Here is a 20,376-nt window from a genome sequence, read left to right as displayed (position 1 = left end):
CTCCCGAGGAACCTGGGTGCCGCATGGGGACGCGAAGCGCCGAGTGGTACGGCGGAGCCGGCCGCAACTCCTACATCCATCGCGCGTGGATGCGGCGCGGGCTGCCGGCCCATGCCTTCGACGGGCGCCCGCACATCGCGATCGCCAACACGGCGTCGGACCTCACCCCCTGCAACGCGCACCTCGACGAGGTCGCCGAGCACGTCAAGCGCGGCGTGTGGGAGGCGGGCGGCGTCCCGCTGAACCTGCCGGTGGTGTCGCTGGGGGAGACGCAGGTGCGCCCCACGGCCATGCTGTGGCGCAACATGGCCGCGATGGCCGCGGAGGAGCTGCTGCGGGCCAACCCGGTCGACGGGGTCGTGTTGCTCGGCGGGTGCGACAAGACGATCCCCGCGCTGCTGATGGCCGCGGCGTCGGTGGACCTGCCCGCGATCGTCGTTCCGGGCGGGCCCATGCTCACCGGCCACTTCCGCGGCGTCCCGCTCGGCTGTGGCACGGACGTGTGGAAGCTCAGCGAGGAGGTCCGGGCCGGGACGCTGACCGAGGCCGAGTTCATGCGCTCGGAGTCGTCGATGATCCGCAGCAGGGGTCACTGCAACACGATGGGCACGGCCTCCACGATGGGGCTGCTCGCCGAGGTGCTCGGCATGACCCTGCCCGGCGTCGCCGGCACGCCGGCCGCCGACAGCAGGCTCCTGGAGGCCGCCCACGCCAGCGGCTCGCTCGCCGTCGAGATGGTCGCCGAGGACCGCCGCCCCAGCACGGTGCTGACCCGCGGGTCCTTCCTCAACGCCGTCGTGGCGCTCGCCGCGCTCGGCGGGTCCACGAACGCCGTCGTCCACCTGCTCGCCATCGCCGGGCGCCTCGGGGTGGAGCTCACCCAGGACGACTTCGACCGTACGGGGTCGGGTGTGCCGCTGCTGGTGGACCTGCTGCCCGCCGGGCGGTTCCTGATGGACGACCTGCACCGCGCCGGAGGCCTGCACGCCGTCCTGCGCGAGGTCCGCGACCTGCTCGACCCGGAGGCGATCACCGTCACCGGCCGGCCGCTGGTCGACTGGCTCGGCGCCGCGCGCATCCACGACCCCGAGGTCATCCGGCCCCGCGAGACGCCCCTGCTGGAGAACGCCGGAATCGCCGTGCTGTACGGCGACCTCGCCCCCGGCGGCGCGGTGATCAAGCCGGCCGCGGCCTCGCCGCACCTGCTGCGGCATCGCGGGCCGGCCGTCGTGTTCGACTCCGTCGAGGACTTCCACGCGAGGATCGACGATCCGGACCTCGACGTCACGCCCGACTCGGTGCTCGTCCTGCGGGGGTGCGGGCCCCGGGGCTACCCCGGCATGCCGGAGGTCGCCAACATGCCGCTGCCCGCCAAGCTGCTCGCCCAGGGCGTACGCGACATGGTCCGCGTGTGCGACGGGCGGATGAGCGGCACCGCCTACGGCACGGTCGTGCTGCACGTCGCGCCCGAGGCGGCCGCGGGCGGCCCGCTCGGCCTCGTCCGCGACGGCGACATGATCGTCCTCGACGTCGACGCCCGCAGGCTCGACGTCGAGGTCCCGGCGGAGGAGTGGGCCGCCCGCGAGCCGTCCCCGGCGATGACGAAGGCCTTCGCCGCCCCGAGCCGCGGCTGGGAGCGCCTGTACGTCGAGACGGTCGGCCAGGCGAACACCGGCGCCGACCTGGGCTTCCTCACCGGCTCCAGCGGTCACCCGGTGCCGCGCGACTCGCACTGATCGCCAACGCCGGCCTGCGAACACGACCTGCGAACGGCCGGCCCGGGAACGCGAGCCGCGATCGCCGGCGCCGTCGTCAGTCGGGCTTGCCGGGGTGCAGGACCACCTTGGTCCAGCCCCGGTCCCGCGCGTCGAAGCGCGCGTACGCCTCGGGCGCGTCGTCGATGTCCAGGTCGTGGGAGACGATCCAGGACGGCCGGGCGCCGACCTCGTGGATGAGGGCGCACAACTGGCGGTTGTAGTTCTTCACGTTGCACTGGCCAGTGCTCATCGTCTGCCCCTTCGACCAGAAGGTCCCGTAGTCGATCGCCACCGCTCCCCGCCGGTAGAGGGAGTCGCCGCCGCAGGGGTCGGTCGGGACGAACAGGCCCACGACCGCGATGCAGCCGGTGAACTTCACCGATTTGACCAGGTTGTTGAGGGTCATGCTGGGATGCTCGTCGCCCTCCGGGTCGTGGGCCTGGAAGCCCACGCACTCGCAGCCCCGGTCGGCGCCCGCGCCTTCGGTGAGCTCCAGGACCTGCTCCACCGGGGAGGACACGGAGTCGTCGATCGCGATCGCGCCGATCTCCTCGGCCTTGGCCAGCCGATCCGGATGGTGGTCGATCACCATCACGCCGCTCGCGTTCCTGAGGAGGGCCGAGTAGGCGGCCATCAGGCCGACCGGTCCCGCGCCGTAGATCACGACGGTGTCGCCCGGCTGCACTCTGGCGAGCACGGTCGCATGCCAGCCGGTGGGCCAGACGTCGGCGAGCATCACGTAGTCGTCCTGCCTCTCCCGCGCGTCCTCGGGCAGCACCAGGCAGTTGAAGTCGCCGTACGGCACGCGCAGCAGTTCGGCCTGACCGCCCTGGTAGGGGCCCATGTCGGCGTAGCCGTAGGCGGCGCCGGCCCGGCCCGGCTCGGGGTTGGTGGTCAGGCAGAAGGCCGTCAGGCCGTTCTCGCAGTTGGCGCAGAAGCCGCACGAGACGTTGAACGGCATGCAGACCATGTCGCCGACCCTGACCCGGTCGACGGCCGCACCGACCTCGACCACCTCGCCGAGGTTCTCGTGACCGAGGATCCGGCCCGGCTCGAAGTCGGTGCGGCCCTCGTACATGTGCAGGTCGGAGCCGCAGATGTTGGCCGCGGTCACGCGGACGAGCACGTCGGTGTGCCGCTCCAGCCGGGCGTCCGGCACGGTGGCGACACGGACCTTGCGGGGACCTTCGTAGACCACGGCTTTCATGGCTGCCCTCGAACGCGATCGTTGCGCCGGACGGCGTGCGGGCGGTGCGCCGCCTCCGTACGCCGCACGCCGGGCGGGCGCTGTCGGCCCGCGCGCCGGCGATGCGCCGGCAAGGAAGGCGTACCCCCGCCGGACGTGCGAAAACGGCGGTACGCCCGGCCTTCGCCGGCCGTGATCGCCTCACTTGAGGGGGATCCGAGCGGCGATCGTGAAGCCGCCCTCGGGGGTCGGCCCGGCGGAGAACCGGCCATGGGCGAGGCACACGCGCTCACGGATGCCGGCCAGCCCGAACCCCCCGCCGAGGGAGGGCGCGGCGCGGACGTCGGTCCGGCCGGGCCGCGCCCTGCCGGGGGTGTCGGTCACGGAGACGGCGACCTGGTCGCCGACGGTCTCGCAGGTGACCAGCACCCGGGCGCCGGGCGCGTGCTTGCGGATGTTGCTGAGCCCCTCCTGCACCAGCCGGTAACACGCGTGCGAGACCTGCCTCGGCAGCCCCTCCGAGGGGACGTCGAGGCGGAGGTCGACCTCGAGGCCGCTCGCCTTCGCCTCGCCGACCAGCCGCGCGATGGCGTCGACGCCCCCGGCGAGGTCCCCCTCCTCGTGCCGGAGCACGGTGAGCAGCTCACGCAGCTCGCTGAGCGCCTGCACCCCCTTGTCCTCGATGACGGCCGTCAGTTCGCGCACCTCGCCGGGCTCGGTGGCGTCGCGCGCCATCCCGGCGTTGAGCACCATCGCGGTGACCGCGTGCGTGACGGTGTCGTGCATCTCCCTGGCGATCTTCCGGCGTTCCTCCGCCGCGGCGATCTCCTCGCGTTCGCGCACGCCGTGCCGCAGGTCCTGGATCAGCCGCCGGTAGGCGTACACCCAGGTGCCGACCAGGGCGGGCAGGTAGATGAGGGTCAGCGCGCGCACGACGTTGAGGTAGACGGAACGGTCGGTGTGCGGGTTCGCGTAGTCGACGGCGCAGTAGACCACCACGAGGGCCAGGGCGACGTACTGCCACCGGCGCGGACGGTGCTCGGCCGTCATCGAGAAGACGGCGAGGATCATCGGCACGGTCTGCCCGGTGACGCAGGCGCAGACGGCGGAGGCGGCGACGGCGGGCCACGGCGTGCGGCGCCGCACGAACATCGTCGCCGCCGTCACCGCCCCCGCCAGGACCTCGATCCAGAACGGCGCCGTGCCCCACAGGGCGAAGGTGTAACCGCTGACCGACGTCGGGATGGTGAACGCCAGCACGGCGCACGCGAGCAACGCGTCGACGACCGGCTCGTGATTCGTTGGAGCCATGCCCGCTTTATCCCGCATAGTGCTAGTTTGCTCTGTTTGGTGATTGCCGTCACCCCTCCCAGTAACGTCGGCCGTTCGGTGCCTCCCGGTCTTGACGGATTCAAATGAACGGTCTTTTAATTCCGTTATGGGGCGGATCGCGGGAGTCACCGCGGCCGAGACGCGCGAGCGCCTGCTGCGCGCGGCCGCCGAGGTGTTCGCCCGGCGCGGGTACGACGGCACACGCGTCGCCGACATCGCCGCCGTGGCCGGGGTGAGCAACGGCGCGCTGTACGCGCACTTCGGCTCGAAGGCCGAGCTGATCGCCGCCGCACTGCACGCCCACGGGCCGGGCCTGCTCGCCGAACTGCTCGCCGCCGATCCGGCGCGGCCGGTCGCGGACCTGCTCGTCGCCGTGGGCCGCAGGCTCCCGCACCGGCAGGACGCGCGTAGTTCGCTGATCGCCGAGGCGCTGGTCGCGGCCCGCCGCGACGAGGACGTCGCCCGGCCCATGCGTGAGTACGTCGGGGAGCGGGCCGGCTGGCTCACCGGCCTGGTGCGGGCCGCCCAGGACGACGGCGCGATCGACCCCGCGCTGTCGGCCGGCGCGCTCGCCCATCTCTGCCTCCTGCTCGCGATGGGCAGCGTGATCGTCACGCCGGACCTGCACGGGGTCGGCGACGAGGAGTGGAGTGCCCTGCTCACCCGTCTCGTCGCCGCTCTCGCCCCGGCCGGACCCAATCAACGACCAGAATCGGAAAGCACGGGAGCGACACCATGAAGGTGCAGATCGACCCTGGCCGGTGCCAGGGGCACGGCCGCTGCTACGACCTCGCCCCCGGCCTGTTCGAGGAGGACGACGAGGGGTACGGCCGGGTGCCCGGCGACGGCGCCGTACCGCCGGGGCAGGAGCAGGCGGCCCGGCTGGCCGCGGCGAACTGCCCGGAAAGAGCGGTCGTCCTCACCGAGGAGGCGTGACATGACCGTCGACGACCGCTTCACCGGTGGTTTCCGGAAGCAGGGGCCGCCCGCCGGCACCCGCAACGAGATCGTCACCGGGCCGGTGTCGGACTGGGCCACCGACTTCTCCCACCTGGAGCCCGAGTGGGCCGCCGACCCGTACCCGATCCAGGACGACCTGCGGGCTCGCTGCCCGATCGCGCACACCGGGAGGTTCGGCGGCGGGTGGCTGCCGACCCGGTACGAGGACGTGGCCGCGATCGCCTACGACACCGAGCGCTTCTCCTCGCGGTCGATCATCATGAGCAACTACCGGCCGCCCGCGGAGACCGCGCCCGTGGGGGCCACCCCGCCGATCTCCTCCGACCCGCCGTTCCACCACGACGCGCGGAAACTGCTGCTCCCGGCGTTCACGAAGAAGGCGGTGGCGAGGCGCGAGGAGGCGACGCGGGCGTTCTGCCACTCGCTCGTCGACGCGCTGGAGGGCGCCGACGTCGTGGACGCCGCCCGCGACTACGCGCAGCACATCCCGATCCGGGTGATCGCCGACATGCTCGGCTTCCCGCCCGAGGACGGGCCGCGCTTCAGCAGGTTCGTCGAGAGCGCACTGGAGGGCGTCAACCTGCCGCCGGAGGAGCGGATGGCGCGCATGGACGAGCTGTTCGACTACCTGTACGACCAGATCCGCGACCACGTGGACAACCCGCGCGACGACCTCACCACCTACCTGGTCGACGCCGAGCTGTACGGCCACAAGCTGCAGCCCAACCACGTCGCCGGCACGATCGCCCTGCTGCTCATCGCGGGCATCGACACGACGTGGAGCGCCATCGGCGCGTCGCTGTGGCACCTGGCGAAGACCCCGGCCGACCGCGAGCGGCTGGTCGCCGAGCCGGACCTGCTGCCCACGGCCATGGAGGAGTTCCTCCGGGCGTACGCCCCGGTCACGATGGCCCGGCTGGTGAAGGAGGACATGAGCTGGCGCGGCGCCGACATGCGGGCCGACGACTGGGTCCTGCTGTCGTTCCCGGCCGCCAACCGTGACCCCGAGCAGTTCGAGCGGGCCGGTGAGGTCGTCATCGACCGAGAGGTCAACCGGCACGTCGCCTTCGGCCTCGGCATCCACCGGTGTGTGGGGTCGCACCTCGCCCGGATGGAGCTGCGGGTCGCCCTGGAGGTCTGGCTGGAGCGTATCCCGGTGTTCGGCCTCGCCGACCCCGCGGCGGTGACCTGGGCCGCCGGTCAGGTGCGGGGCCCCCGCACACTGCCGCTGCGCCTGGGCGGTGCCTGACGGTCATGTCCTGCCGCGCGGGGCGCGGGCGTCGCCTCGTGGCCGCGGGCCCGGGCGCCCCTCACGGAGGCGGTACCCGGGACCGTCATCAGGGCCGTTCCCCGGTCCCGGCCGCGGCGGCGTACACCGCCAGGGTCCGCTCGGCGGTGCGCGCCCAGCCGTAGCGCTCGCGCACGTACGCCGCGCCCCGCAGCGCGAGCCGTTCCGCCTCGCCGGGGTCGTCCAGGCAGCGCAGCAGTGCGGCGGCCAGCTCGCCGGGGACGTCGTCCGCGCAGCGGAGCGCGCCGTCGCCGACGACCTCGGGCGAGTAGCCGGGCCCGACGACCACCGGGCGGGCGAGCGCCATCGCCTCGATGGCGACCAGGCCGAACGGCTCGTACACGGACGGGAAGACGCACACGTCGGCGGCGAGGAAGTGCGCGAACACCTCGGGGGACGGGAGGAAACGGTTGCCGGCGACGATGTGCCCGCCCGTCCCCGTCCGCTCGATCAGCCGGGCGACCTCGGCGGCGTCGGCGGTCTGCGGAAGCCCCGCGCCGACGAGCACGAACCGCGTGTCACCGTGCTCGGAGACGACCCTCGGCACCGCCCGGATCAGCGTCCCGACCCCCTTGTGCGGCGACGGGCGCCCGGCGAACACGACGAGCCGGCCCCGTCCGCCGGGCAGGTAGCGGCGGCGTACCTCCGTCCGGGTCCGTTCGCGCTCGTCGTCCGGCAGCGCGGCGAGCCTCAGCAGGTCGGGGTCCTCGAAGCCGTGCGGCACGACGACCAGCCGGTCGCCGGGCCACCCCTGGGCGGCGAGGTCGTCGCGCATGCGGGCGCTCGGCACCACGATCAGCCGCGCCGTCCGTGCCTGCGCCGTCTCCAGCAGGTCGAGCAGGGCGGCGTACGCGGAGCGGCGCGCTCCGGGCGCGTTCAGCTCGCGGGTGTGCACGTGGAACACGACCGGCAGCCGTCCGAGCGCGCCGCACAGGATCCCGGCCACGCAGCCCATCCAGTCGTGCACGGCGACCACCGCACGTCCCTCCCCGGACCGCCTCTCTCCGCGTGGTCCCGGCCGGCGGCGGGCCGCCTCGGCGCGCAGGATGCGGGCGGCGGCGCGGACGTTGAACACCAGCAGCCCGGCGACCCTGGCGGGCCGACGCAGCGCGGCCGGGACGGGGGAGCGGGCGTCGATGCCGTAACCGGGGGTGGGAAGCCGCCGGAGCGTCACGTCTCCACGACGTTCGGCCGGGGGAGCCGCGCCGCGGCGGGCGGCCCCGAAGACCTCGATCGGCACGCCGAGGTCCCGGAGGGCGGCCATGATCCGCTCGGCGTACCGGCCCAGCCCGCCGACGACGCCGGGCGGCACCTCCGAGCACACGACGTAGACCCGGGCCGGACCGTCCATCAGCCCACTCCGGCGGCGGTCGGGAGATCATCGGTGAGCGCGGACACGAGGCGACGCTAGCGGGGCCGGGCCCTCCCCGCCAAGATCCGCCGTCCCTGTCCCGCGTTCGCGAGCGCGTCCGCGCCCGCTTGTAGTCTCGCCTCGTGCGGAACGACTCACGCGGCGCGGACTCACGGAGCGGCGGGGACATGCCGGGCGGCGGCGCGGACCCGCGCCGGCATCTGCCGGCCGGTGGGACCCTGCCCGGCCACCGCCTGCGGTTCGGATCCGGCGCGGCCGGCATCGAGCGTCTGGAGGCCTCGCTGACCGGGGAGGGGTTCGCTCCGCACCGCCACGACACCTACGCGATCGGCATGACGTTTCACGGGGTGCAGACGTTCCGCTATCGGGGCGAGGCGCGGCACTGCCTGCCGGGGGAACTGCACGTGCTGCACCCCGACGAGGTGCACGACGGCACGGCCGGCACCGACGAGGGGTTCGGTTATCGGATCATCTACCTCGACCCGTTCCTCGTGCAGGAGGCGCTGGGCGGAGGCCCGCTGCCCTTCGTCGCCGATCCCGTGATCGGGCGGCGCGACGTCGACCCCGCGCTCGCCGCGTGCCTGCGGGACATCGACGAGCCCCTGGACGACTTCGGCCGCCTCACGACGACACTGCTCGCCGCCCGGACACTGGTCAGGCACGCGGCCGTGCGCCGCCCGGGCAGGCCGGCTCCGCTGGCGCTGGAGGCGCTGGCCCGCGTACGGGACCTCATCGCGGAGGATCCGGCGGTGCGGCACTCCCTCGCCGAGTTCGAGGCGGTCTCGGGCCTGGACCGATGGACGATCGCGCGGCAGTTCCGCACAGCCTTCGGCACCAGCCCGACCCGCTTCCGCACCATGCGGCAACTGGACCGGGCGCGGCGCCTGCTGCGCGACGGCGTGCCGCTGTCCGAGACGGCCCAGCTCGCCGGTTTCGCCGACCAGGCCCATCTGACGCGCATGTTCAAGCGCACCTACGGCCTCACGCCCGCCCGGTGGACCGCCGCGCTCGCCTGACCATTCCCGCCTGACCGGCTCACCTGATCCGTGCTCGCCTGACCGGCGTTCGCCTGGTTTCGGCACGCGGTCATCGGGCACGCGGTCATCGGGATCGTCGCGACACTCCGGTCCTCGCTCCGGTCATCGCCGCGGGCCGGGAGCGGGTCAGAGCCCTCCGGCGACCTCCAGGACGGCGCCGTTGACATAGGACGCGCGGTCCGACAGCAGCCAGCGGACCGCCTCGGCGATCTCCTCCGCCTTCCCGGGACGGCCCAGCGGCACCCGCGCCGCGACCCGTGCCGCCCGGCCCGGCTCTCCGGCCCGGGCATGGATCGTCGTGTCGATCGTGCCCGGCGAGACGGCGTTGACCCGGATGCCCGCCGGGCCGAGCTCCCTGGCCAGGCCCACGGTCAGCGTCTCGGCCGCCGCCTTGGTCGCGGCGTAGGCGACGTACTCGCCCGGCGAGCCGGTGCGGGCCGCGACCGAGGTGACGTTGACGATCACCCGGCCGATCGTCCCGCCGGTCGCTGTGCCGGTCGTCGCGGCGGTCGCTGGGCCGGTCGTGGGCGTACGGCCGGACCAGCGGCGCGCCGCCTCCCGGCACAGCCGCACCGGCGCCACGAGGTTCACCTCGACGACCCGCCGCAGGTCGGCGTCGGTCAGTTCGGCGAACGGCCCGAGCCTGCCGGTGACCCCGGCGTTGTTCACCAGGCCCGTGACCTCGCCGGCCGACTCGGCCAGGTCGAACAGACGGGCCGGCGCGTCCTCCTCGGTCACGTCCAGGCGTACGCCCCGGACCAGGGCGCCGCGGCCGCCGAGGTCGTCCTCCAGCGCCTTGGCGTCGGCGTCGGAGCCGGAGTGCGTGAACACGACCCCGTACCCGTCCGCGCACAGGAGTTCGACGATGCCGCGGCCGATGCCGCGGGTGCCGCCGGTGACGACGACGACCGGGCGAGAGGTCATGCGCATGCTCCTTCTTGGCGTGTTCCGCCTGTCTCCGGCGCCCCCTGCGCCTCCCGCGTTCTCGCCTCGATCGCGTGGACGACGGCCGCCATGTCGAGCGCGCCGTGGCCCAGCCCGAGGGTCTCGCCGAACAGGGTGTGGCAGACGTCCAGCAGCGGCGAGGCGATGCCGGCCTGCCGCGCCGCCTCGGCGATGAGGCGGTTGTTCTTCAGCACGTCGGCGATGGCGGCCTGGGCGGCGAAGTCACGCCCGGCGAGCTTCGTCGCCTTGACGCGGGAGACGTCACTCGCCATCTGGCCGGAGTTCAGCACGTCCACGAGCAGCCCGAGGTCCAGGCCCTGGCGCTCGCCGAAGTGCAGCGACTCCGCCAGGCCGGTGACCGTGGTGATGAGGAAGATGTTCACCGCGAGCTTCGTCAGCAGCGCCCTCGGCGCCGGGCCGCATACCACCGTCTTGCCGCACATCGGCGCCAGCAGCGGGCGGACCTCCGCCACCGTGTCCGGCCGCCCGGCCAGCATCGCCACCAGCCGCCCCTCCTCGGCGGGCACCCGGGAACCCGAGATCGGCGCCTCGGCGTAGCGGCCCCCGGCCGCGAGCACGTCGGCCTCCAGCCCGGCCGAGTAGGCGGGGGAGGTGGTGCCCATGTGGACCACCGTACGGCCCGCGACGAGCCCGGCGAAGCGCGGCGTGCCGCGCTCCAGAACGGCGTCGACGGCGGCCTCGTCGGCCAGCATGAGGAGCACCGTGGAAGCCCGGCGGAACACGCCGGCCACGTCGTCCGCGACCACCGCGCCCGCGGCCCGCAGCGGCTCGCTCCTGGCGGGCGTGCGGTTCCACACCACCAGCGGCGTCCCCGCCCGGGCCAGGTTGAGCGCCATGGGCTGTCCCATGATCCCGAGCCCGACGAAGCCCACGTCCATCGTCCGCCTCCGCGCGCAGATTCCCGCGCCGACCGCCATGGCCGGCGCCGGAGACCGTTGTAGCGCATGCCGAGGCGGTGGTCTTGAACGATTGTGCCGCCCGCCGGTGACCGAGCCGTCCCCGTGGTGGAGGCTCGCTGTGGCGGCAGGTGGTGGCGGCCCGTGGCCGGTTGCCCCTGGTGGGTGGCCGGTGCGGCTGCGGGTTGTCAGCGGGTGGCGGTGGTCAGCGGGTGGCGGCGCGGTGGCCGCACCACCAGCCGAGCGCGTAGCCGGCGACGAGCCCCGCCGCGGCGGCGAGCGCCTTCGGCGACGACATCGCGGACTTCAACTGCTTCAGGCCGCCCTTCGGGTCGGCGACGGCACCCGCGACGCTCCCGGCCGCCGACACCACCGTGTCGCCCAGGTTCTTGATGGCGGTGTTCAGGGATTCCATGGTCGGCTCCAGTCGGCGGTGCCCCTCGCGGTGTTCCCGGGGTGCCCGTGCCCGTGTGCCGGGATGCCCTTCCCGCCGTTCGCCCACGTAAACGGCGGGTCCGCCCGTGCGCCCCGGCCGCCACGCTGGTGGGCCGGCTGCGCGACCGCGCCAGCGGCGAGCACCCCCAGTAGCGGCCCCTGCCAGTGGCCCTGGCGGCGGCTCCGGCGGCGGGTGCCGGGACGGAGGTCCGGCCGGTCAGCCGGGATGGCGGCGCAGCAGCAGCATCGCGGCGTCGTCGGGGACCGGGCCGCCGACATGGCGCAGCAGGTCGGCCCGCAGGTCGTCCAGCGCCGCCTGGGGGTCGGCGCCCCGGGCCAGGTGCGCCCGCTCGGCGAGGGGATAGAAGCGTCCCGCCCGGTCGCGCGCCTCGATCACGCCGTCGGTGTAGAAGAGGATCTGGTCGCCCTCCCCGAAGGGCAGCCGGTGCGGCTTGGGCCGCGGCGAGCCCAGCGCGCCGAGCCCGAGCGGGAGCGCCTCCTCCTGGGGTTCGGCGAAGTAGGCCGTGCCGTCGGCCCGCAGCACGAGCGGGGCCGGATGGCCGCAGTTGAGCAGCGAGATCTCTCCCTCGTGAACCTCGGCGAGGATCGCGGTGACGAACTTCTCCCCGCTCAGATGGCGGCCCAGGCTGGCCTCCACGCGCTCGGCCACCCCGGAAAGCTCGGACTGGTCGTAGGCGGCCTCCCGGAAGGCGCCGAGCACCCACGCCGCGGTCTCGACCGCCTCCAGCCCCTTGCCCTGCACGTCGCCGATGAGGATCCGGACGCCCTCCGGCGTGGTGACCACCTCGTACAGGTCGCCGCCGATCTGGGCCTCCGCCGCGGCCGAGGTGTAGGAGAGCGCCACCCGCAGGTCGCCGGCCCGGCGGGGGACCGGGCGCAGCAGCACTCTCTGGGCGGCCTCGGCGACCAGGCGGACGTTGGCGAGCTCCCGCTCCCGCCGGTTCCGCAGCCTGCTGGCCAGCATGCTCGCGGCGGTTACGCCGACGATCGCCGCGATCGTGAGGTTGTTCTGCGTCCGGCCGAACAGGCCGTCGTAGACGGCGAGGGGGAGGCAGATGGCCAGGGCGAGCGCGCCCACCAGGGCCGTACGGCGGACGCCGCCCGCCACCGAGGCGAAGGTCGGTCCCAGGGTGAGGAGCGGCAGGAAGCCCACACCGGGCCCGCTGATCAGGTCGACGACGACGACCAGGGAGATCGCGATGAACGGCAACGCGCGCAGGAGGCTCTGAGAACTCATCGCGACTCCAATGCCGGCCCCCGCGCCATTACGAGACACCTTCAGTGATGGCTTTACTCCTTCCCGGCTCCGAAGCGGACACTCCCGATCTTCCGCGGCGTATGACGGCTTTTTGGGATCATCCCGCCCAGGTGGTCACGCGAGACGTTCGATCACTACGAGTGATGACGTTACTCGAATTCGTGATGTGGCGGGTGGTAAAGGCGGACATTCGCGCCATCGGCCCCGCCCGGACTCAGGGCAGCTCGGCGAACCGTTCGACCCGGTCCGTACGGCCGGACACGATGATCACATCGCCGTAGCCGAGCTCCGTCTCGGCGGTGGCGTAGGTGAACTCCTCGTCCGGCCGCTTCACGGCCACGACCGTCACGCCGTACTTGCGGCGCAGGCTGGACTCGCCGAGGGGGACGCCGACGTACTCCTTGGGCGGGAGGGTCTTGGCCAGCGCGAAGTTCTCGTCGACCTCCATGTAGTCCAGCATCCGCCCGCTCACCATGTGGGCCACGCGCTCGCCCATGTCGTGCTCGGGGAAGACGACGTGCTGGACGCCGATCCGGCTGAGGATGCGGCCGTGCTGGCGGCTGACCGCCTTGGCCCAGATGTCGTCGATCTCCATCTCCACCAGCAGCGACGAGGTGAGGATGCTCGCCTCCAGGTCGCTGCCGATGGCGCAGACCGCTCGGTAGAAGTCCGGCAGCCCGAGCTGACGCAGCGCCTCGGGGTCGGTGGCGTCCGCCCTGGCGATGTGGGTGATCTGGCCCGCGAGGCTCTGCACCACCTTGGGCCGGTGGTCGATGGCCAGCACCTCGGTGCCGCGCCGCACCAGTTCGAGGGCGAGCGAGGTGCCGAAACGGCCGAGACCGATCACCGCCACGGGGTCGTTTCTCTTGTCAGCCAACGATGACGTCCTCCTCCGGTAATTCGTAGCGGCGGGTGCGTTCCTTGAGCGCCAGCGCGGAGCCCAGCGTGAGCGGGCCGATCCGGCCGACGAACATCAGCAGTGTGAGCAGCGTCTGCGCGGCGGGGGAGACGGCGGAGACGACGCCGACCGACAGCCCGGCCGTGCCGAAGGCGGAGACCACCTCGAAGAGCACCCTGCTCGGGGCGTGCGGCGTCAGCACCAGCAGGATGTAGGTGAAGAGCGCGACCAGGCCCACGCTCAGCACGGTGAGCGAGACCGCCTGCCGCTGCGCCGCCTCGGTGAGGCGGCGGTGGCCGATGTTCACCTGGCTCTCACCGCGCAGCTCCGCCCACACGATGAAAGTGAGCAGGCCCAGCGTGGTGACCTTGATGCCGCCGGCGGTGCCCGCGCTGCCGCCGCCGACGAACATCAGCAGCTCGGTGACCAGCCAGCCGGACGGGTGCATCTGCGCGATGTCGACGCTGTTGAAGCCGGCGCTGCGCGGCATGACGGCGGTGAAGAAGGCCGTCAGCAGTTTGGCCTCCCCGTCCAGCGGGCCGAGGGTGCGGGGGTTGGCCCACTCGGTGACGAGGAAGACCAGCGTGCCGCCGGCCAGCAGGACGGCGGTGACCGCGAGCGTGATGCGGGTCAGCAGCGACCAGCGCTTCGGGCGGCGCCAAGAGCGGCGCAGCTCGAACACCACGGGATAACCGAGCCCGCCCACGATCACCGCCACCGCGACGGTCAGGCAGATCCACGGATCGGCGGCGAACCGGACCAGGCTGTCGGGCCACAGCGCGAAACCGGCGTTGTTGAACGCCGAGACCGCGTGGAACACGCCCAGGTAGAGGCCGCGGCCGGGGGACTCGCCGTACCCGACGACGAACCTGAGCGTGAGGACGGCCGCCGTCACGGCCTCGCAGAGCAGGTTGAACACCACGACCTTGCCCACCACCCGCCGCAGGTCGCCTGCGTTGAGCACCCGGGTCTCCGCCTGGGCGGACAACCGGGCGCGCAGGCCCAGCCTGCGGGAGACGAGGAGGGTGAAGACGGTGGCGAGGGTCATGATGCCGAGGCCGCCCACCTGGATCAGGGCGGCGATGACCACCTCGCCGAACGGCGACCAGTGCGCGGACGTGTCCACGATGGTCAGCCCGTTCACGCACACCGCGGAGGTGGCGGTGAACAGGGCGGTGACCCAGTCGGAGGGCCTGCCCGAGGTCGTCGCGAGCGGACTGGACAGCAGCGCGGTCCCCAGGAGCACGGCCGCGCCGAACACGGTCGTGATCACCTGCGCCGGCTGGGTGAAGCGCCCCAGCACCGCCCAGAACAGCCTCATGCCGGCAGCGGCGCGCTCATGGGCGGCCCGCCGTGCTCGCTACCACCCGGAAACCTCCCCTGTCCGGAAACGGCGGGACGCCGCCGACCAGACTTCCCGGCACACCGCGGCTAACCGTAACAGCATTTATGTCGTGTAACGCACCAGGGGCGATGTCATGCCGAGGCGGTCCGGCACCGGAACGCCGCGCTGTAAATTTCACCCTCCACTTCCCATCGACGGTCCGGGTCCCGTCTCGAACCGGCAGATGGGGCGCGGTCCCGGTGTCTCGGCCGAAGGGGGAGGCGGCGCACGGACCTTGACGGGGTGTCACCGCCTCGTGTTTGCTCCGCTGCACCACCACCGTCACGACCCGACAGAAGAACGGCCTGTCCTCCTTGAAGACTTGTTAGCGCTAACACTTCAGGCCCCCCTGTGTTAGCGCTAACAACCCTTCTCCTCGCAGCCCGTCCGGGAGCGCTCATGAAGATTCCTCGTCTGCGGCTCTGGATCGCCGCCGGGGTCGCCGCCGTCATCGGCGCGGCCGGTGCGCTGACCACGACCACCGCCCACGCCGCCACCGGATGCCGGGTGGACTACTCGGTCAGCAGCCAGTGGCCCGGCGGCTTCGGGGCGAACGTGACCGTCAACAACCTCGGGGACCCGGTCAACGGGTGGCGGCTGACGTGGTCGTTCCCCGGCGGGCAGACGATCAGCCAGCTCTGGAACGGCACCTACACCCAGTCCGGCTCCGAGGTGACGGTGACCAACGTCTCCTACAACGGCGGCATCCCGAGCGGCGGCAGCACGAGCTTCGGCTTCAACGGCAACGGAGACGGCGCCACCTCCACCCCGTCGGGCTTCGCCCTCAACGGCACGGCCTGCACCGGTTCGACGGGACCTTCCACCACCCCGTCGAGCACGCCTTCGAGCACGCCGTCGAGGAGCCCCTCGGCCAGCCCCTCCGCGAGTCCCTCGGCCAGTCCGTCGTCCACCCCGCAGGCGTCTTCCAAGCCCTGCGACATCTACGCGGCGGGCGGCACGCCCTGCGTGGCCGCGCACAGCACGACCCGCGCGCTCTACCGCGCCTACAACGGCAACCTGTACCAGGTCAGGCGGTCGTCCGACAACGCGACCAGGAACATCGGCGTGCTGAGCGCGGGCGGCGTCGCCAACGCCGCCGCCCAGGACTCGTTCTGCTCCGGCACCACCTGCGTCATCACCGTCGTGTACGACCAGTCCGGGCGGGGCAACGACGTCTGGTACCAGGGATCGGGCGGGGCCGGCGGCAGGGCCACCCCCGCGAAGGCGACGACCGAGTCGCTGACGGTCGGCGGCAGCAAGGCGTACTCGCTGTACATCAACCCCGGCAACAGCTACTGGCGCGACGGCCACACGACCGGCGTGCCGACCGGCAGCGCTCCCGAGGGCGTCTACATGGTCACCAGCGGCACCCACGTCAACAGCGGCTGCTGCTTCGACTACGGCAACAGCGAGACGACCCGGAGGGCCGACGGCGCCGGCGCCATGGACGCGATCTACTTCGGCACGAGCTGCTGGTTCGGCGGCTGCTCCGGAAGCGGTCCGTGGGTGCAGGCCGACCTCGAATACGGCCTCTACCCCGGCGGGAGCAGCTCCTGGAACCCGAACCAGCGGGCCTTCACCAGCAAGTTCGTCACCGCGACGCTCAAGAACAACGGCACGTCCCGGTTCGCGATCAAGGGCAGCAACGCCCAGTCCGGCAGCCTGTACACCCTCTATGACGGCGCGCTGCCCCGCGGCTACAGCCCGATGAAGAAGCAGGGCGCGATCATCCTCGGCAGCGGCGGCGACTGCTGCGCCACCAACACCAACCTCAGCGCCGGCACCTTCTACGAGGGCGCCATCGTCTCGGGCTACCCGTCCGACGCGACCGAGAACGCGGTCCAGGCCGACGTGGTCGCCGCCGGCTACCGCTGAGGTGCCCGTCTCACCTTCGCTCCGCGGGTCCGTCCCCTGAGATCGTCCCTGAGATCGAGAAAGGAAGGCTCCTCGTGACCCTGTCCCGGAGAGACTTCACCAAGGCGGCCCTCGGTTCCGCCGCGCTCGTCACCGCGGGCGCGGCGGGCTTCCCGCGGGCGGCGCGGGCGGCGACGTACGCCGGCTACGTCTTCGCGTACTTCACCGAGTCGCCGTCGGGCCAGGGCGCGGACTACGGCCTGCACCTGGCGGTCAGCCGGGACGGTCTGAACTGGACGCCGCTGAACCAGAACAACCCGGTCGTCACCCCGACGGCCGGTCAGCTGGGCCTGCGCGACCCGCAGGTGTTCCGGAAGAACGACGGCACGTTCGTCGTGATCGCCACCGACCTCAAGGGCACCGACTGGAACTCGAACAGTCAGTATCTGCACGTCTGGGACTCGGTGAACCTGACGAACTTCACGGGATACCGCCGGGTGCGGATGCAGACCACCAACGACCACACCTGGGCGCCGACGGTCTTCTGGGACGCCTCGCGCGGGCAGTACGGCATCGTCTACTCCGCGGCCGAGATCCTCAGGGTGAACTACACGACGGACTTCGTGACCGTCGGCGCCGCCCAGACCTTCTTCAGCCCGGGCTTCGGCGTCCTCGACGGTGACATCGTCGTGGACGGTGGAACCACCTACCTCTACTACAAGAACCTCGGTGACGGCCGTCTGTACGGCGCGCGGTCGTCCACGGGCGCCCCCAACAGCTTCACCACCTACACCAGCGGCCTTATCCAGGGGAGCGGCATCGAGGCGCCGCTGCTGCATCGGACCAACGAGGGCGGGTGGCGGCTGTGGGGCGACTCGTACAGCCCGGTCAACAACGACTACTACGCCTGGGGGTCGGCCAACGTCGGCGCCAACTCCTGGAGCGTGCTGAACCAGCGTGACTACACCCCGCCGCTGAACTCCAAGCACGGCTCGATCGCCCAGATCACCGACGCCGAGTACAACGCCCTGGTCAGCCGGTGGGGGACGCCGAGCTGGGTCCGGCTGAAGTCCTCCAACTACCCCGACCGGTTCGTACGGCACCAGAACAACGTCGCGCGCATCGACGCCTATCCCTTCGATCCGTACCGCGACCAGATGTGGCGGATGGTCCCCGGCCTCGCCGACTCGGCCGGGGTGTCGTTCGAGTCGGTGAACTACCCCGGCAGCTACCTGCGGCACTACAACTACGAGCTGCGGCTCGCCGCCAACGACAACACCGCGACGTTCCGCGCCGACGCCACCTTCTACCGCACCGCCGGCCTGGCCGACTCGGCGTGGACGTCGTTCCGCTCCTATAACTACCCCGACCGCTACATCAGGCACTACGACTACCTGCTCCGCATCGACCCGTTGAGCGCGTCCTCCAGCTCCGTCGACCGGCAGGACGCCACCTTCCGCATCACTTCCTGACGGCGCGTCCATGCCGTCCGGCCTTGAATATCATGCCTTGCAATATATGATGGGCGCATGACATCACGGCCGATCACCGAACCCGCCTTTCTCGTCCTCACCGCACTGGTCGACGAGCCGCGGCACGGCTACGGCATCGCGCAGGAGGTGGAGCGGCTCTCCGGAGGGCGCGTCCAGCTCAAGATCGGCACCCTGTACGGCGTGCTCGACCGGCTCGCGGCCGACGCCCTGGTGGAGCCCGACCGGGAGGAGGTGCGGCAGGGGCGGCTGCGCCGCTACTACCGCCTGACCGACGAGGGGGCGCGGGCGCTGGAGGAGGAGGCCGTCCGGCTGGCCGACAACGCCCGCCGCGCCGTCGAGCGGCTGCGCCTCCGCCAGGCGGGAGGCCTGGCGTGAGCGTGCTGGAGGAACGCTACCGGCGGGTGCTCCGGCTGCTGCCCGCGTCCTACCGGGCGCGGCGCGAGGAGGAGATGGTCTCCGCCTTCCTCGACGGCGCCCGGCGCGCGGAGACGGGACTCGACGACCAGCGGGTGCGGTGGGCGGAGATCGCCGGCGTGGCCGCGCTCGCGCTGCGGGTGCGGCTCGGCGGCCCCGGCTCGCCGCCGGGGGAGTACGCCACGGGAGAGGCGGTCCGGGGGGCCGCGATCCTCGGCCTGGTCTTCTGGACGATGGCCGGCACGCTGTTCGCCGCGCAGACGGTGCTCACATACGGCGTCGTCGCGGGCGTGCTCCCCGACGGGCTCATGGGAATCGGCGACCCCGGCTCGCCCGAGCGGCTGCGTCAGGTGCTGTCCGGCCTCGCGCCGCTGTTGTGGGCCGCGAGCCTCGGAGCGCTCGTCGCCGGCCGGGCGGGCACGGCCAAGGCGTCGGCGTGGGCGGCCCTGGTCCTGCCGTACGCGCTGGAACCCGCGACGGCCGGCGGCCCGGCCCGGGTCGTGGGGCTCCTGACGGCGCTGCCGGCCCTGGTGACGGTGCTGGCGCTGACGGCCGGGTTCCACCGCGACGCTCCGCCGCCGCGCCTGCGCGGTGCGGCGGCCGCGCGGGTCGTCGCCTTCCCGGCCGCGGCGGGCGTCCTGCTCGCCCTGGCCGTCGGGGTGCTCGGTGCGGCGGCGAGAGCCGGAGGCGAACCGACCCCGCTCATGCTGCAGCCGTGGCTGTGGCTCGACCCACAGGGCCTCGCCTGCGTCTCGCTGCTCGCGGTGACGGCGTGGTGCGTGGCCCGGCGCCGGTCCGCACCCCGGGCTTCCGCCACCCCGGCCCCGGCCACCCCCGCCCCGGCGATCGCGGCCCCGGTCTCCGCGCCGCCGGTCGTGGCCTCCGGCTCCGTCGCGCCCGCGGCGGCGATCCTGGCCGTGCCCGCCGTGGTGGCCCGGGCCGCCACCCTGCACCCGGGCGCGGAGGGGTACCTCACCGGACTGATCACCCTCGTCGGGTCCCTGCAACTGGTCCTGCTCCTGGCGTGCGGGGTCACGCTCGTCGCTCTCGCCGTACGGACACGGGGGACGACGGCGCGGGACGACCTCTCCGGCACCCGCGAGCAGCCCGGCTGACGAAACCGGATGCCGGAAACTCGCATATTCGACGACCTGGGAGACGGGTGTTCCGGCTGGATCGATATTTGTTGTCGTCTGGGACCGCAACGCCCAGACCGCCATCTGGGACGTCGCCGGTCAGCAGCCGCAGGTCCAGGCACGCAGCTTCGCGATGGTGCACGGAGCGGTCTACGACGCGGTGAACGCGATCGCCGGCGCTCCCTATCGGCCGTACCTGGTCGCACCGGCCGCCGACGGCACGGAATCGACGGACGCGGCCGTCGCGACCGCGAGCTACCTGGTGCTGCGAGCGCTGTTCCCCGACCAGCAGGCGAGGTTGAGAACGCAGTACGACGAGTCGCTGGGCGCGATACGCGAAGGCACCGCGAAACAGCGGGGAATCACCGTGGGCACCCAGGCCGCCGACGCGATGATCGCGGCGCGGTGGGACGACGGGGCGTTCGGCGACCGGACCTGGCCGGTGGGCACCCGGCCCGGTCAGTGGCGGCCGGCGCCGCCCGCGTTCCCTTCAGCGGCTACAGCGCCGACTCGGGTACCACCAGGTATTTCCGGGGTTTCTCCCAGGCGCTCGCCGAGGTCGTCGAGGCCCGCGTCTGGGGCGGCATCCACACCCGCACGGCGGACGAGCGGGGCGCGAAGATCGGCGCGCAGGTCACCGCCTACATGGTCGCGCACTACTTCACGCCGAGGCCGGGGAGCCGGTAGGG

19 protein-coding genes are annotated in these 20,376 nt (G+C 72.8%); 10 read left to right on the top strand and 9 right to left on the bottom strand.

All coding sequences use genetic code 11. The features are described from left to right. Nucleotides 1-23 precede the first annotated feature (23 nt). Complete coding sequence (locus HHX40_RS16285; RefSeq protein WP_182881219.1) at nt 24-1,736, top strand: IlvD/Edd family dehydratase; 1,713 nt, start codon at nt 24-26, stop codon at nt 1,734-1,736. Nucleotides 1,737-1,812: 76 nt separating this feature from the next. Here HHX40_RS16285 and HHX40_RS16280 read toward each other — a convergent pair whose 3' ends face one another. Both HHX40_RS16280 and HHX40_RS16275 read right to left on the bottom strand, forming a co-directional pair. Next, on the bottom strand, nt 1,813-2,964 hold the full coding sequence (locus HHX40_RS16280; RefSeq protein WP_182873630.1) for a glutathione-independent formaldehyde dehydrogenase: 1,152 nt from the start codon (nt 2,962-2,964) through the stop codon (nt 1,813-1,815). Nucleotides 2,965-3,144: 180 nt separating this feature from the next. Next, nucleotides 3,145-4,254 carry a sensor histidine kinase gene (locus tag HHX40_RS16275; RefSeq protein ID WP_182881218.1) on the bottom strand — a complete coding sequence of 370 codons (1,110 nt, stop codon included), beginning with the start codon at nt 4,252-4,254 and terminating at the stop codon, nt 3,145-3,147. 127 nt (nt 4,255-4,381) lie between these two features. Between HHX40_RS16275 and HHX40_RS16270 the strand changes: the two genes are divergently transcribed. The 3 genes from HHX40_RS16270 to HHX40_RS16260 are packed head-to-tail and all read left to right on the top strand — an operon-like array spanning nt 4,382 to nt 6,484. After that, nucleotides 4,382-5,014 (top strand): TetR/AcrR family transcriptional regulator, encoded by a 633-nt coding sequence (locus HHX40_RS16270; protein WP_182881217.1) that lies wholly within the window; start codon nt 4,382-4,384, stop codon nt 5,012-5,014. Continuing rightward, nucleotides 5,011-5,211, top strand: coding sequence for a ferredoxin (locus HHX40_RS16265; RefSeq protein ID WP_117408283.1), 201 nt, complete (start codon nt 5,011-5,013; stop codon nt 5,209-5,211). Before HHX40_RS16270 ends, HHX40_RS16265 begins: the two co-directional genes overlap by 4 nt. A gap of 1 nt (nt 5,212) precedes the next feature. Next, entirely contained in the window at nt 5,213-6,484 is a 1,272-nt protein-coding gene (locus HHX40_RS16260; RefSeq protein ID WP_182873627.1) for a cytochrome P450, read from the top strand. 88 nt (nt 6,485-6,572) lie between these two features. Here HHX40_RS16260 and HHX40_RS16255 read toward each other — a convergent pair whose 3' ends face one another. Then, nucleotides 6,573-7,874, bottom strand: coding sequence for a glycosyltransferase family 4 protein (locus HHX40_RS16255; protein ID WP_182881216.1), 1,302 nt, complete (start codon nt 7,872-7,874; stop codon nt 6,573-6,575). 143 nt (nt 7,875-8,017) lie between these two features. Here HHX40_RS16255 and HHX40_RS16250 point away from each other — a divergent pair, with 143 nt between their 5' ends. Further along, the gene (locus tag HHX40_RS16250) at nt 8,018-8,911 is read left to right on the top strand and encodes an AraC family transcriptional regulator (protein WP_310738132.1); all 894 of its coding nucleotides are present in this window, start codon (nt 8,018-8,020) and stop codon (nt 8,909-8,911) included. Between the two features lie 147 nt (nt 8,912-9,058). Here the strand turns inward: HHX40_RS16250 and HHX40_RS16245 are convergent, their stop codons facing one another. From HHX40_RS16245 to HHX40_RS16220, 6 genes are all read right to left on the bottom strand, one after another. Then, nucleotides 9,059-9,856, bottom strand: a complete 798-nt coding sequence (locus HHX40_RS16245; protein WP_182881215.1) for an SDR family oxidoreductase — start codon at nt 9,854-9,856, stop codon at nt 9,059-9,061. After that, nucleotides 9,853-10,776, bottom strand: a complete 924-nt coding sequence (locus HHX40_RS16240; protein ID WP_182881214.1) for an NAD(P)-dependent oxidoreductase — start codon at nt 10,774-10,776, stop codon at nt 9,853-9,855. The genes HHX40_RS16245 and HHX40_RS16240 overlap by 4 nt, the downstream gene beginning before the upstream one ends. 223 nt (nt 10,777-10,999) lie before the next feature. Further along, entirely contained in the window at nt 11,000-11,209 is a 210-nt protein-coding gene (locus HHX40_RS16235; RefSeq protein WP_117408289.1) for a hypothetical protein, read from the bottom strand. A 237-nt stretch (nt 11,210-11,446) separates the two neighbouring features. Next, nucleotides 11,447-12,487, bottom strand: a complete 1,041-nt coding sequence (locus HHX40_RS16230) for a PP2C family protein-serine/threonine phosphatase (RefSeq protein ID WP_182881213.1) — start codon at nt 12,485-12,487, stop codon at nt 11,447-11,449. 235 nt (nt 12,488-12,722) lie between these two features. Beyond that, entirely contained in the window at nt 12,723-13,385 is a 663-nt protein-coding gene (locus HHX40_RS16225) for a potassium channel family protein (protein WP_182881212.1), read from the bottom strand. Beyond that, a complete protein-coding gene (locus HHX40_RS16220; RefSeq protein ID WP_182881211.1) occupies nt 13,378-14,727 on the bottom strand; it encodes a TrkH family potassium uptake protein in 1,350 nt (449 codons plus the stop codon). Before HHX40_RS16220 ends, HHX40_RS16225 begins: the two co-directional genes overlap by 8 nt. 462 nt (nt 14,728-15,189) lie before the next feature. On the opposite strand from HHX40_RS16220, the gene HHX40_RS16215 reads away from it, so the two are divergent. From HHX40_RS16215 to HHX40_RS35745, 5 genes are all read left to right on the top strand, one after another. Further along, nucleotides 15,190-16,665, top strand: coding sequence for an arabinofuranosidase catalytic domain-containing protein (locus tag HHX40_RS16215; RefSeq protein WP_182881210.1), 1,476 nt, complete (start codon nt 15,190-15,192; stop codon nt 16,663-16,665). Nucleotides 16,666-16,739: 74 nt separating this feature from the next. After that, nucleotides 16,740-18,116, top strand: coding sequence for a glycoside hydrolase family 43 protein (locus HHX40_RS16210; RefSeq protein ID WP_182881209.1), 1,377 nt, complete (start codon nt 16,740-16,742; stop codon nt 18,114-18,116). Nucleotides 18,117-18,173: 57 nt separating this feature from the next. Beyond that, nucleotides 18,174-18,512 carry a PadR family transcriptional regulator gene (locus tag HHX40_RS16205; RefSeq protein ID WP_220499144.1) on the top strand — a complete coding sequence of 113 codons (339 nt, stop codon included), beginning with the start codon at nt 18,174-18,176 and terminating at the stop codon, nt 18,510-18,512. Next, a complete protein-coding gene (locus HHX40_RS16200; RefSeq protein WP_182881208.1) occupies nt 18,509-19,666 on the top strand; it encodes a hypothetical protein in 1,158 nt (385 codons plus the stop codon). The genes HHX40_RS16205 and HHX40_RS16200 overlap by 4 nt, the downstream gene beginning before the upstream one ends. 426 nt (nt 19,667-20,092) lie before the next feature. After that, nucleotides 20,093-20,374: a hypothetical protein gene (locus HHX40_RS35745; RefSeq protein WP_220499143.1), complete on the top strand. Its 282-nt coding sequence runs from the start codon at nt 20,093-20,095 to the stop codon at nt 20,372-20,374. Nucleotides 20,375-20,376 lie beyond the last annotated feature (2 nt).

The organism is Microbispora sp. H10949, from assembly GCF_014161435.1.
Classification (GTDB): Bacteria; Actinomycetota; Actinomycetes; order Streptosporangiales; family Streptosporangiaceae; genus Microbispora; species Microbispora triticiradicis.
This window is presented reverse-complemented; position numbering and strand designations above follow the sequence as displayed.